Raw genomic sequence first — 12,655 nt, 5'->3', positions numbered from 1 at the left:
AATGATGATAAAGTTGTTCTGTTTTGGAGAAGGTAATGGAGTTCAGCCAACTGCGCATTTTCCAGGCCGTCGCGCAAGAGGGGTCGGTGACCCGGGCCGCCGAACGCTTGCACCGGGTGCCGTCGAACCTGTCGACCCGCTTGCGCCAGCTGGAGGAGCAGTTGGGTGTGGAGTTGTTCCTGCGCGAGCGCCAGCGCTTGCAGCTGTCGCCGGCGGGCAAGGTGCTGCTCGATTACGCCGATCGCCTATCCGCCCTGCGTGACGAGGCCATGGCCGCAGTGCAGGGCGGCCAGCCAGCCGGTGATTTCACCCTCGGCACCATGTACAGCACCGCGGCGATTCATCTGCCGACCTTGCTCGCCCGCTATCACCAGGCCTACCCAGCGGTGAACCTGCAGGTGCGGGCGGCGCCCAGCGGTGAGTTGCTCGAAGGGCTGCTGGCGCATCGCCTGGACGCGGCCCTGGTCGATGGCCCGCCGAGCTTGGCCGGGCTGGATGGTGTGCCGTTGTGCGAGGAGGTTCTGGTGCTGATCACGCGGCCCGAGCATGCCCCGGTGCATAGCGCCCGGGATGTTGCCGGCAAGGCGGTGTTCACCTTCCGCCAGGGCTGCTCCTATCGCATGCGCCTGGAGGCCTGGTATGCCCATGACCATACGCCCATGGGCCGGGTCATGGAGGTCGAGTCGTACCAGAGCATGCTGGCCTGTGTAATCGCCGGGGCCGGGGTGGCACTGATGGCGCAGTCCATGCTCGACAGCCTGCCTGGGCGCGACCAGGTTCGTGCCCACCGCCTGCAGGCACCCTTCGACCATGCGGTCACTTGGCTGATGTGGCGCCAGGGCATGTGCGGCGCCAACCTGCAGGCTTGGATCGACATGCAACAAGGGGAAACAATTGACCGACCGTCGGCAGGCGGCGTTTGCGCTTGATCCGCGTCAAACTCGCCCTTATCTGTAGGAACAGAGGCATGCGTAATACAGGACATGGGACTATGATCTGTATGAAGCATCGCAGGATTGAATCGCCGTGAGGCTGACCCGTGAGGGGGCATTTATGAACAATCGAATGTACAACTGGCTCCACGACCTCGCCGTCGCCCTGGGCTTGCTCCCACCTCCGCTGCAGCCGGTGCCGATCCCTACCGACGAAGAGCAGCGCAAGCGCCAACCGCGTCGCCGCTGAAACGAAAAGGCCGCCGCATCCGATGATGCAGCGGCCTTTTCAGTCATGGCGGCTTTCCACGCCTGCCCAAGGCTCAGGCCAGGTTGACGGCCCCCACCGGGCAGCGCGACAGCAGGCTGACCACCACGAAGCTCACCAGGCCGACCGCTAGGCTGTAGTAGATCGGGGTGTTGGCATCCAGACCGTCCTTGAACATGAAGAACAGTGCAGTGGCAAAGCCCAGCGACATGCTGGAGATCGCCCCGGCGGTGGTGGCGCGCTTCCAGAAGATCGCCCCGATCAGCGGGATCAGCATGCCGCCCACCAGCAGGTTGTAGGCCAGGGTCAGAGCGCTGATCACATCGTTCACCGCCAGGGCGATGCCCAACACCACCAAGCCAGTAAGCAGGGTGAACAGGCGGTTGACGCCCAGGCTCGATTGCTTGCCGCCACGCAGCTTGGGCAGCAGGTCCTCGGTCAGGGTGGTCGATGCAGCCAGCAGGCCGGCGCTGGCGGTGGACATCATCGCAGCCAGGGCTGCGGCCATCAGCAGGCCACGGATGCCCTCGGGCAATTGGCCCTTGATCATCTCGGCGAACGCGTTGTTCGGGTTGGCCAGGTCCGGCATCAGCACATGGGCGGCCATGCCGATCAGGGCGCAGGCCAGGCCGTACAGTACGCAGTAGATGCCTGCGGTGGTACCGGCGCGCTGGCAGACCTTCTCGTCACGGGCGGTGAACACCCGCTGCCAGATGTCCTGGCCGATCAGGATGCCGAAGAAGTAGATCAGGAAGTAGGTAATGATGGTGTCCCAGCCGATGGTGGTCCAGCTGAAGCTGGCCGCCGGCAGCTTGGCCACCAGTGTGTCCCAGCCACCGGCCTTGTACAGGCACACCGGCAGCAGGATGAACATCAGGCCCACGGTCTTGATGATGAACTGGACGATGTCGGTCAGGGTCAGCGACCACATACCGCCGATGGTCGAGTACACCACCACCACGCCACCGCCGAACAGCAGGGCCATCCAGAACGGCACATCGAGCAACACCTGCAGCACGGTCCCCATGGCCAGGGTCGAGGTGACCGCGATCATCAGCGCATAGGCGAGCATGATCGCCGCACTCGCCTGGCGTGCCATCGGGTTGTAGCGGCGTTCCAGTACCTGCGTGACGGTGAAGATCTTCAGGCGCAGCAGCGGCTTGGCGAGGAACAGGTTCAGCGCAATGATACCCAGGCCCAGTGCGGCGCACAGCCAGAAGCCGGAAATCCCATGGACATAGCCCAGGCGCACGGTGCCGACGGTGGAGGCACCGCCCAGTACGGTGGTGGCCATGGTGCCCATGTACAGGGTCGGGCCGAGGTTGCGCCCGGCCACCAGGTAGTCTTCGTGGGTCTTCGCACGCCGCATGCCATACCAGCCGAGGCCGAGCATGCCGGCGGCATAGATCAGTACAACGATGATGTCCAAGGCCATTGGGGGTCTCCCGATTATCTTTATTATGGCGAGATCGACCAGTCAGGCGACTCACGGCGCCCGGCGGTCCTGTCTTGTGTTGGCGGGCCTCTATGGCCCTCCCTCATGGCTCCTGCCGGGGTCAAGCAGTTGCTCGTGTCGTGCTAGCCGTAGGCGCGGCGCAAGGCCGCGCCTGCAGGTCAGCGGCGCACGACGCCTGGCAGCACGCAGAGCATCTCGAACAGCAGGTTGGCGCCCAGCAGCGAGGTGTTGCCGGTGGTGTCGTAGGGCGGCGAGACCTCGACCAGGTCGCAGCCGATCAGGTCCAGGCCGTGGCAGCCACGGATGATCTCCATCGCCTGGATAGTGGTCAGGCCGCCGATCTCTGGGGTACCGGTGCCCGGTGCCCAGGCCGGGTCGATGCCGTCGATATCGAACGACAGGTACACCGGGCCGCCACCGACCTTCTCGCGTACTTCGGCCATCAGCGGTTCCAGCGACTTGTGCCAGCACTCCTCGGCCTGTACCACACGGAAGCCCTGGCGGCGGCTCCAGTTGAAGTCATCGGCGGTATAGCCCTGGGCGCGCAGGCCGATCTGTACTACACGGTCGCAGTCGAGCAGGCCTTCTTCCACGGCACGGCGGAAGGTAGTGCCATGGGCGATCTTCTCGCCGAACATATGATCGTTGACGTCGGCGTGGGCGTCGATATGCACCAGGCCGATCTTGCCGTGCTTCTTGTGCAGTGCGCGCAGGATCGGCAGGGTGATGGTGTGGTCGCCACCGAGGGTCAGGGGGATGATGTTGTGCTCGAGGATTTCATCGTAGGCTTCTTCGATGATGCGCACAGCGTCGAGCAGGTTGAAGGTGTTGATGGCCACGTCACCGATGTCGGCTACCGACAGCGAGTCGAATGGCGCGGCACCGGTGGCCATATTGTACGGGCGGATCATCACCGACTCGGCACGGATCTGCCGCGGACCGAAGCGGGTACCCGAGCGCAGCGAGGTACCGATGTCCAGCGGTACGCCGATGAACGCGGCGTCCAGGCCTTCGGCGCTTTGCAGGTGGGGAAGACGGAGCATGGTGGCGATGCCGCCGAAACGCGGCATTTCGTTGCCGCCCAGTGGTTGGTGGAGAATCTTTTCCACGGTGGGCCTCATCAGTCGGTCGATTGTTCTGTTTGTTCGAACCTGTGCCGCCGCGAGCCTGGCTGGCAGGGTGGCGCCGGCGGGCAGGGACATTGCGACCAAGTCTGCGCAAGGTAGTGGGCGGGAGGAATCGCTACACGCAAATACTTACTTCAGGAATTTCTAAACTAATGCTCGGTAGCGGGTTAGACTCTGCCGATCTCCACCCTGCGGAACCGCTGCGCCATGGCCTCTTCACTGCCCGACCTGAAACTGTTGCGTATCTTCGTCAGCGTGGTCCGCCACCAGGGCTTCGCCAATGCCCAGCGTGAGCTGAACCTCTCCACTTCGGCCATCAGCACCTACATGAGCCAGCTGGAAAGTGCCCTGGGTATCGTCCTGTGCCACCGTGGCCGAGGGGGCTTCAGCCTGACCAGCAAGGGTGAGCTGTTCCACCAGGAGACCCTGCGCCTGCTGGCCGAGCTCGATGGTTTCGAACAGTATGCCGCGGCCCTCAAGGGCGAACTGCGCGGCACCCTTAACCTGGGGGTGATCGACTCCACGGTCGGTGACCGGGCCTTGCCGCTGGCCGAGGCCATCGGTGCCTACAGCCAGGAGCATCCGGCGGTGCACCTGCACCTGTCGGTGTCCAGCCCCTACGAGCTGCAACTGGGCGTGCAGGACAATCGCCTGGACCTGGCCATCGGCGCGTTCTCCTCGCGCATGAGCGGCCTGGTGTACCAGCCGCTCTACCGTGAGCAGCACTGGCTATACTGCAGCAGTCGGCATCCGCTGTTCGGCGAGCGTCGGGTCCCTGAAGAGGTGATCACCCAGCAGCGCATGGTCGGGCGGGGCTACTGGAGCCAGGCAGAGCTGGCCCGGCATGGGTTCAAGCACAGTGCCGCAACGGTGGAAAGCATGGAGGCGCAATTGATCCTGATTCTTTCCGGCGCCTACATCGGCTACCTCCCCGAGCACTATGCCCAGGCCTGGGTCGACAAGGGCGACCTTCGAGTGCTGTCGCCTGCCACCTTTGGCTACCAAGCACCGTTCTCCATGATCATTCGCCGTGGCAGGAGCCGGGAACCGTTGATCCAGACCTTCCGCGACCTGCTCAAGTCGCAGCTCAACGTCAGCTGAGAAGGGTCGCTTTCAGAACATTGCGTCAGGCTGTGTAAATTTTCGTCCAAGGCACGCGACTGGAGTGATGGCACTCTGCTAAATATCTATTTGCTTTGATGAAATTTCCCATCATCTACATGAAGCAAGGACTGCCACGATGCGCATGAATTTGCCCGTCACCGAGCACGAAAGAACCTTCCCCGACGACCAGCGGCTGATCTCCACCACCGACCTGAACAGCCGCATCACCTATTGCAATGATGCATTCGTGGCGATCAGTGGTTTCACCTATGAGGAGCTGGTGGGCCAGCCGCACAACCTGGTACGCCACCCGGACATGCCGCCTTCGGTGTTCGGCCACATGTGGGAAACCATCAAGCAGGGCAAACCCTGGATGGGCGTGGTCAAGAACCGCGCCAAGAATGGTGATTACTACTGGGTCAGTGCCTACGTCACCGCCATCTACGAGAATGGCCGCATCAGCGGCTACGAGTCGGTGCGTTCGGTGCCCAGCCGCGACCAGATCCGCCGCGCCGAGGCGCTCTATGCGCGCTTGCGCGGGAATCGCTCTGCCGTGCCCTTGGTCGCACGCCTGGGGCATGGGCTGCAGCATGGCCTGCCCTTGGTCGGTGCCGGCCTGGTATCGGCCGCCGGCTATCTCTGGCTGCCGCAATATGCGGCGCTGGGTGTGCTGATGGCGAGCATGCTCGGTGCCTGGTACTGGATCGAACATCGGCAGAACCAGGCCATCCGCCGTACTTTGGCCGAGCATCCCAAGGCCTTCACCAGCCCGCTGGTGGCGCTGACCTACAGCGACAACCCAGGCCTGCAGGGGCAACTGGACCTGGCCATCATCAGCGAGGAGGCGCGCTTGCAGACCGCCTTGACCCGACTGGTGGATGCAGGGGTGGGGGTCAAGTCCCGGGCGGCGCAATCGGCAGGCCTGTCCGACGCCCAGGCGCAGATGCTCGATCGTCAGCGCAGCGAGACCGACCAGTCGGCCACGGCCATCGCGCAGATGGCTGCGACCATCCAGCAGGTCACCCACAACGTGCAGAGCACCGCCCATGCCGCCAGCGACGCCGACCAACTGGCCCAGCAGGGCAGCGATCTGGCACAGCAGAGCCTCAAGGCCATGGGCAGCATGAGCGATGCGGTCAACGATATCGGCCAGGCGGTCAATGCCTTGGCCGAGCAGACCCAGTCGATCGGCAGCGTGGTGGATGTGATCACCTCCATCGCTGAGCAGACCAACTTGCTGGCGCTCAACGCCGCCATCGAGGCGGCGCGGGCGGGTGAGCAAGGGCGAGGCTTCGCGGTGGTGGCCGATGAGGTGCGTTCGCTGGCCCAGCGTACCCGCGCGTCCACCGAGGAGATCCACCAGATCATCGCTTCGCTGCGCTCGGGGGCCGAGCGCGCGGTGAGCACGGCCAACCGCGGTGAGCAGATTTCCCGCGACAGCGTGCAGAGTGTCGAGGCGGTGCAGCAGGCATTGTCGGGCATCGTCCAGGCGGTCAGCCGCATCACCGGGATGAGCCAGCAGATGGCGACGGCTTCCGAACAACAGAGCCATGTCGCCGAAGACATCAACCAGCAGATCGTGCGTATCGCGCACCTGTGCGACGAGAGCGCGGGGCAGGCCAAGCAGGGCGCAGAGATCAGCCAGGACCTGGAGCGCATGGCCGAGTACCTGCACAGCCTGGCGGAGCGCTTCAACCGCTGACATCGTGCTTACCCCACAAGGATGTGGGGGCTTTGCCCGTGTGCTGTGGCACACTGCGCGGGTAAGGAGAAGCCTATGTCCAGACCCCGTTGCGAGCGCTGCCTGCGTCCGCTCGACCATTGCCTTTGCCCATTGATTCCCAGCCTCGACAGCCGTACCCGGGTGATCGTGCTGCAGCATCCGAGCGAGACTTCGCATGCCTTGAACACCGCGCGCTTGGCGGCCCTTGGGCTGGTCAATGGCGAGTTGCGGGTGGGTGAGGTGTTCGATGATCTCGAGCGGTTGTTGGCGACGCCTGGATATCGGCCGGTGGTGTTGTTTCCGGGGGACGAGGCTGGGGTCTTGCGGGCCTACGAGGGTGATGACGAGCTGCCTTTGATGCTGATCGTGCCTGATGGTACCTGGCGCAAGGCGCGCAAGCTGCTGTACCTGAATCCGTCGTTGGCGGCGTTGCCGCGGGTGACGCTCGGTGAAGTGCGGGCATCGCGCTATCGATTGCGCAAGGCGCCGGGGGAGGGGGCTTTGTCGACGGTCGAAGCTGTGGTGGAGGCGTTGAATGTCCTGGAGTCGCCATTGTGCTTCGATGAGGTGTTGAAGCCGTTCGATGCATTGATCGAGGGGCAGATCAGGGCCATGGGGCGGGAGACGTTTGAGCGCAATCATCAGTAGGTTGCTGGTTGCTGGTTGCTGGTTGCTGGTTGCTTGGTTGATTTTGGGATAAAGCCATTTGCTTTATCGACGCTGAGTCACCTTCGCGGGACAAGCCCGCTCCCACAGGGGCCGTATTTGCATGGCTGAGAAGTAGTAAACCAACCGAAGGCAATTTGAGCGTGTCCAGCACCATAGAATCTCCCACAGGGACGGCGCGAGCTCTAGAATTGTGCGGTCTCTGTGGGAGCGGGCTTGCCCCGCGATTGGGCCAGAACAGCCAACCAATCAGCATGATTTTTCGCCGCTGTCGCCGCCACCGCTTTCGCTCTTTCCTACACGATAGCCCAAGCCCCCCTCACCGCTCCCGAAGCGCCTCCGTCCGCGCCTTGAGCACCGGCTTCAACAGATAATCCAACACACTCTTCTGCCCCGTGATGATATCCACCGTCGCTACCATCCCCGGAATGATCAACAAAGGCTTCTTGTCCCCGCCAAGGTGGTTCTTCTCGGTCCTCACCTGGATCAGGTAGAACGCATTCCCCTTGTCATCGGTCACCGTATCCGCGCCGATCAATTCGAGCGTGCCCTTGAGCCCTCCATAGATCGTGTAGTCGTACGCCGTAACCTTGACCATCGCCGTCTGTCCCGGATGCAGGAACGCCACATCCTGCGGCCGGACTTTGGCCTCGATCAGCAGGTTGTCCTCGATCGGCACGATCTCCACCAGGTCGCTGCCCGGCTGGACCACCCCACCGATGGTGTTGACCTTCAGCAACTTGACGATCCCTCGCACCGGCGACACCACCGTGGTGCGGTTGACCCGGTCGTCGATGGCGATGCTCGAGGCGGTGATCTTCGACAGCTCCGTGCGCTTGTCGTTGAGCTCCTTGGCCGCCTCGGAGCGGAAGGTCGCGTCGGACTCCTGGATTTTGCTCTTGATCTCCGCCACTGCCGCCTCCGCCCGCGGTATCGCCAGGCTGGTCGCGTTGAGCTGGCCGCGCGCTTCCACCGTGCGCTGTTTCAGGCGCAGGATCTCCACCGGCGAAATCGCCCCGGTGCCCACCAGCGGCGTCGACATGTTCAGCTCCTGCTGCAACAGCCCCAAAGCCGAACGATACTGCTCGACCTTGGAGCGGAACTCGGCCAGTTCCTGGGTCTTCTGCCGCAGTTGCTCGTTCAGGGTCTGTTTCTCGCTGGCCAGGCGACGCTGGCGCGATTCGTACAAGGCGACCTCGTCTTCGGCCACTTGCGGAGCCTTGGCACGGACTTCGTCCGACAGCGCCAGCGGGTGCCCCTCGGCTTCGGCCGACAAGCGTTCGACCTGCGCGGTCAGGGCGTAGCGATCGGCCTCGCTCTCACCCTTGTTGGACAGGAACCGCGTATCGTCCAGGCGCAGCAGCGTCGCGCCCTTGTCGACCATCTGCCCCTCGCGTACGAAGATCTCGGTGACGATGCCGCCTTCCAGGTTCTGCACCACCTGCACCTTGCTCGAGGGGATGGCCTTGCCTTCGCCCACGGTGACCTCGTCGATCACCGCGAACTTGGCCCAGGCCAAGGCCACCAGCAGCAACGCGGCGGCCAGCCACACCGTCAGGCGAGACAGGCGCGGGGCGTCCTGCAAGGTCGCGCCGGCCAGCTCCGGCATGTAGTCGCGCTCGGCGCTCTTGCCGGCGCTCTGGACGTAGCTGCGTACACGGTGCCCGATTGCCATGGGAGCCTCCTAGAGTGCTGCGCCGATGCGGCCCTTGCGCAGGGCGTCTATGACCGCATCCTTCGGCCCGTCGGCAACGATCTTGCCGTTGTCCAGCACCAGTAGGCGGTCCACCAGGCTGAGCATGGACGTGCGGTGGGTGACCAGCAGCACGGTCTTGCCTGGCACCCAGGCCAGCAGGCGTTGGCGCAATTGCTCCTCGCTGCTGTTGTCCATGTGGCTGGTGGGCTCGTCGAGGATCAGGATCGGCGGCTCCAGCAGCAAGGCGCGGGCCAGCAGCACGGCCTGGCGCTGGCCGCCGGACAGCAGCTGGCCCCGTTCGCCCACCGGGCGGTCGAAGCCCATCGGGTGCAGGCGCGCCAGCTCGCTGACCCCGGTCAGTTCGGCCACCTCCAGCATCCGCGCATCGCTGACGTGACGTGCGCCGAGGGTGAGGTTGTCGCGCAGGCTGCCCGCCAAGAGCGGCAGGTCGTGGGCCACATAGCCCATCTGGCTGCGCAGGTCGGCGATGTCCAGCTGGCGCAGGTCCAGGTTGTCGAGCAACACCTGGCCTTCGTCCGGATGGTGAAAGCCCATCAGCAGACGGGCAAGGGTGCTCTTGCCCGAGCCGCTACGGCCGATGATGCCGATGCGCTCGCCTGGCTGGATGCTCAGCCGCACGTCCTGCAGGGCCAGGGCGCTCTGCCCTGGGTAGCGGAAGTTGACATGGTTGAACGCCAGGCCACCCTGCAGCGTGGTGTGTTCCAGCGCCTGGTGCTCGGCCTGGCGTTCCTGGGGCAGGGCCATCAGCGCATCGGTGCTGCGCATGGTCAGCTGGGCCTGCTGATAGCGGGTGATCAGCCCGGCGATCTGGCCCAGGGGCGCCAGCACGCGGCTGCCGAGCATGTAGCTGGCGACCAGCGCCCCGACGCTGAGGTTGCCGGCGATGATGCTGTAGACCCCGGCGACGATGGTGGCCATACCGCAGAATTGCTGGATGAACAGCGTACCGTTGCTGGCCAGGGACGACAGGTTGCGGGCATGGACGTCGAGGCGGGCGATGGCGCCGTTGGTGTGTTCCCACTGGTATTGACGCTCGCTCTCGGCACCGCAGGCCTTGAGGGTTTCAAGCCCCCCCAGGGTTTCGATCAGCAGGGCCTGGCGTACCGAGCCCAGGCTCAGGCTTTTCTGCACCGTGTCGCGCAGGCGCGCCTGGATGAGCAGGGCGAAGCCCACGGCGAGCGGGAAGGCCACCAGTGGAATCAGCACCAGCCAGCCGCCGATCAGGCCGATCACCAGCAGCATCAGCACCACGAACGGCAGGTCGATGATGCTGGTCAGGGTCACCGCGGTGAGGAATTCACGCAGGCCCTGGAAGTCATGGATGCTCTGGGCGAAGCCGCCGATGGTGGCTGGCCGCGCTTTCATGGCCATGCCGGTGATGCGTTCGAAGAGGGTCGCCGAGAGGATCAGGTCGGTCTTCTTGCCGGCCTGGTCCAGCAGGTGGGCACGCACCATGCGCAGCACCAGTTCGAACGCGGTACCGACGAACAACCCGCCCACCAGGACCCAGAGGGTGGAAAGGGCCTGGTTGGGCACCACCCGGTCGTAGGTCTGCATGACGAACAGCGGCACCATCAGCCCCAACAGGTTGATCAGCAGGCTCGCCAGCAGGGCGTCGCCGTATAGCCAGCGTGAATGCCTGAGCGTGTCGCGAAACCAGGCATCGACCCGCGGCATCAGCGGCGTGCGCAGGTTTTCCAGGGTATGCCGTGGGCGGGCGAACAGCGCTTGGCCGGCATAGGCGTGTTCCAGCGCGTCGCGTTCGACCCATTGTTCACCGCCATCGGCCTCGCAGGGCAACAGCAGTGCCCGGCCATCCTCGCCCCAGCGCTGCAATACCGTGCTGCGGCCGTCATTCAACAGCAGTAGCACCGGCAGGTTGAGCGCTGAAATGGCGGCCAGGTCGCGCTGCAGCACCCTGGCCTGCAAGCCCGCGCGCGCGGCGGCGCGGGGCAGCAACGCCAGGGGTAGGCGCTGGTCGGCCAGGGGCAGGCCGCTGCACAGGCCGGCACGGCTGGCCGGGCAGCCATGCAACCTGCACAGGATCAGCAGGCCATCGAGCAACGGATCATCAACATCCAGGCGCGGTTGCGCGCTTTGCATACTGGTCACGATGGCCTACTCCTGCCACAGGGGGAGGAATCCGTTCCGGACGAACAGCCTGGCGCGTGCAAACGCTACCGCATGTCAGGCAACCGGGCTTCGTTGCGTACTTCGCTCTTGGCAATGGCTTCCGGTGGCAACGAGACACGTTGCTTGCTCAGCAGCTCGCCCATGTTCGCCAGCACCCGGTACATCGAGAATTCCTCGGTGTAGCGCACCTCGGTGTAGCGGCGGTTGGCGTTGTACAGCTCGTTCTCGCTGTCGAGCAGGTCGAGCAGGGTGCGCTGGCCAAGGCCGAATTGGTCCTGGTAGGCCGCGCGTACCCGCTGGGTGGTCTCGGCGTATTCGCGGGCGGTCGGGGTCTGCTTGCGGGCGTTGTTCATGGCGTTCCAGGCCAGGCTCAGGTTCTCGTTGAGTTCACGCAGGGCATTGTTGCGGATGTCCATGGCCTGGTTGATCTTGTGTGCGTCGGACTGCAGGCGTGCCTTGTCGCTGCCGCCGCGGAACAGGTTGTAGTTCAGCTCCACGCCGGCCTGCCAGTCATTGTTGTCGTGGCCGCGCTGGCCGGCGGTGTTGTTGTTCGCGCCGGTAGCCAATACGGCGTCCAGGCGAGGGTAGAAGGGCGACTTGGCCACTTCGTACTGCTGCTCGGCCGCATTCACGTCGGCCTGGGCCGATTTCAGGTAGGGGTTGTTCTCCAGCATGCCCTGGCGTGCCTGCTCCAAGGTGGTAGGCACTTCACCCTTGATGGTCACGGGGGTTTCCAGCTCGTCGGGCATGCGCCCGACCACGCTGTAGAAGTTGGCCTCGGCGTCGGCCAGGTCGACTTCTGCGGTGTCCAGGTTGTTCTCGGCCAGGGCACGACGGGCGCGGGACTGGTCCAGGTCGGCGGTGCTGCCCACGCCGCGCTCGCTGCGCAGGCCGATCTGGTCGTTGACGCGCAGGTGGGCCTGCAGGTTGTTCTTGGCCAGGGTCACCAGTTCGCGGCGCTTGAGCACTTCCAGGTACACCTCGATGGCGCGCAGGGCCACGGTTTCGGCCGTGGCCTGGGTGTAGTAGGCGCGTGAGTTGGCCACCGCTTCGGTACGGCCCACTTCGTTGGCGGTGTTGAAGCCATCGAACAGCATCTGCCGCAGGCGCAGCTCCGACTGGGTGTAGGTCAGGGTTTCCTTGTTGTGGTTGCGCGAGCCGTCGGCATTGAAGCCGCGGGTATTGGTGTTGTCCGAGCGTTGCCGACCGTAACCTGCGACCAGATCGACGGTCGGGTAGTAGCCCCCGCGCGCGAACTTCACATCCTCGTCGGCCGACAGCCGGCTGTTACGGCTGGCGCTGATCTCCGGGTGCTGGTCCACGGCATTCTGGACGGCTTCGGTGATCGACATCGCCTGAGCGTTGGTACACGCCATGGCCAACAGGATTGCACTGGTGATGGGGGTTAGGACGCGCATGGGGTACATCTCCCTGATCTTGAAAAGGTGCAGCAATCGCCAAAAAAATGACGAAAAATGAGGGTCAAACCGTTTCAGGTTTGTAACAACACAGCTAAGAACATTTACTGG

At 64.3% G+C, this 12,655-nt stretch carries 9 protein-coding genes and 2 pseudogenes; 6 read left to right on the top strand and 5 right to left on the bottom strand.

Going from position 1 to position 12,655, the window contains the following annotated elements:
* The first annotated feature begins 35 nt into the window (after nt 1-35).
* Together ptrR and ACXHGZ_RS14805 are read left to right on the top strand one after the other, a co-directional pair.
* The gene (gene ptrR / locus ACXHGZ_RS14810; RefSeq protein WP_480460396.1) at nt 36-929 is read left to right on the top strand and encodes a putrescine utilization regulator PtrR; all 894 of its coding nucleotides are present in this window, start codon (nt 36-38) and stop codon (nt 927-929) included.
* 124 nt (nt 930-1,053) lie between these two features.
* Entirely contained in the window at nt 1,054-1,182 is a 129-nt protein-coding gene (locus ACXHGZ_RS14805; protein WP_256543834.1) for a PA1414 family protein, read from the top strand.
* Nucleotides 1,183-1,255: 73 nt separating this feature from the next.
* Here the strand turns inward: ACXHGZ_RS14805 and ACXHGZ_RS14800 are convergent, their stop codons facing one another.
* Together ACXHGZ_RS14800 and speB are read right to left on the bottom strand one after the other, a co-directional pair.
* The gene (locus tag ACXHGZ_RS14800; protein WP_480460395.1) at nt 1,256-2,635 is read right to left on the bottom strand and encodes a sodium:solute symporter family protein; all 1,380 of its coding nucleotides are present in this window, start codon (nt 2,633-2,635) and stop codon (nt 1,256-1,258) included.
* 179 nt (nt 2,636-2,814) lie between these two features.
* Nucleotides 2,815-3,765, bottom strand: a complete 951-nt coding sequence (gene speB, locus ACXHGZ_RS14795) for an agmatinase (protein WP_043209365.1) — start codon at nt 3,763-3,765, stop codon at nt 2,815-2,817.
* Nucleotides 3,766-3,990: 225 nt separating this feature from the next.
* Here speB and ACXHGZ_RS14790 point away from each other — a divergent pair, with 225 nt between their 5' ends.
* The 4 genes and pseudogenes from ACXHGZ_RS14790 to ACXHGZ_RS14775 all read left to right on the top strand — a co-directional run bounded on the left by ACXHGZ_RS14790 (nt 3,991) and on the right by ACXHGZ_RS14775 (nt 7,258).
* On the top strand, nt 3,991-4,884 hold the full coding sequence (locus ACXHGZ_RS14790) for a LysR family transcriptional regulator (RefSeq protein ID WP_084858443.1): 894 nt from the start codon (nt 3,991-3,993) through the stop codon (nt 4,882-4,884).
* 139 nt (nt 4,885-5,023) lie between these two features.
* Nucleotides 5,024-5,305, top strand: a pseudogene (locus tag ACXHGZ_RS14785) (PAS domain-containing protein); the annotation flags it as partial.
* Between the two features lie 303 nt (nt 5,306-5,608).
* Nucleotides 5,609-6,589, top strand: a pseudogene (locus tag ACXHGZ_RS14780) (methyl-accepting chemotaxis protein); the annotation flags it as partial.
* Nucleotides 6,590-6,664: 75 nt separating this feature from the next.
* Entirely contained in the window at nt 6,665-7,258 is a 594-nt protein-coding gene (locus ACXHGZ_RS14775; protein ID WP_480460394.1) for a tRNA-uridine aminocarboxypropyltransferase, read from the top strand.
* A gap of 337 nt (nt 7,259-7,595) precedes the next feature.
* Here the strand turns inward: ACXHGZ_RS14775 and ACXHGZ_RS14770 are convergent, their stop codons facing one another.
* From ACXHGZ_RS14770 to ACXHGZ_RS14760, 3 genes are all read right to left on the bottom strand, one after another.
* Nucleotides 7,596-8,951: an HlyD family type I secretion periplasmic adaptor subunit gene (locus ACXHGZ_RS14770; RefSeq protein WP_480460393.1), complete on the bottom strand. Its 1,356-nt coding sequence runs from the start codon at nt 8,949-8,951 to the stop codon at nt 7,596-7,598.
* Nucleotides 8,952-8,960: 9 nt separating this feature from the next.
* The gene (locus tag ACXHGZ_RS14765) at nt 8,961-11,096 is read right to left on the bottom strand and encodes a type I secretion system permease/ATPase (protein ID WP_480464063.1); all 2,136 of its coding nucleotides are present in this window, start codon (nt 11,094-11,096) and stop codon (nt 8,961-8,963) included.
* Between the two features lie 74 nt (nt 11,097-11,170).
* Entirely contained in the window at nt 11,171-12,544 is a 1,374-nt protein-coding gene (locus ACXHGZ_RS14760) for a TolC family outer membrane protein (protein ID WP_084857438.1), read from the bottom strand.
* Nucleotides 12,545-12,655 lie beyond the last annotated feature (111 nt).

The organism is Pseudomonas shiyinii (genome assembly GCF_056725765.1).
Note: the sequence above shows the minus strand (reverse complement) of the source record. Positions and strands in the feature narration are given on the sequence as shown.

What these genes read in the sequence shown, in the direction of transcription:
- ptrR (WP_480460396.1), top strand. Translation starts at nt 36, where the DNA reads ATGGAGTTCAGCCAACTGCGCATTTTCCAGGCCGTCGCGCAAGAGGGG.
- ACXHGZ_RS14805 (WP_256543834.1), top strand. Translation starts at nt 1,054, where the DNA reads ATGAACAATCGAATGTACAACTGGCTCCACGACCTCGCCGTCGCCCTG.
- ACXHGZ_RS14800 (WP_480460395.1), bottom strand. Translation starts at nt 2,635, where the DNA reads ATGGCCTTGGACATCATCGTTGTACTGATCTATGCCGCCGGCATGCTC.
- ACXHGZ_RS14790 (WP_084858443.1), top strand. Translation starts at nt 3,991, where the DNA reads ATGGCCTCTTCACTGCCCGACCTGAAACTGTTGCGTATCTTCGTCAGC.
- ACXHGZ_RS14775 (WP_480460394.1), top strand. Translation starts at nt 6,665, where the DNA reads ATGTCCAGACCCCGTTGCGAGCGCTGCCTGCGTCCGCTCGACCATTGC.
- ACXHGZ_RS14770 (WP_480460393.1), bottom strand. Translation starts at nt 8,951, where the DNA reads ATGGCAATCGGGCACCGTGTACGCAGCTACGTCCAGAGCGCCGGCAAG.
- ACXHGZ_RS14765 (WP_480464063.1), bottom strand. Translation starts at nt 11,096, where the DNA reads ATGCAAAGCGCGCAACCGCGCCTGGATGTTGATGATCCGTTGCTCGAT.
- ACXHGZ_RS14760 (WP_084857438.1), bottom strand. Translation starts at nt 12,544, where the DNA reads ATGCGCGTCCTAACCCCCATCACCAGTGCAATCCTGTTGGCCATGGCG.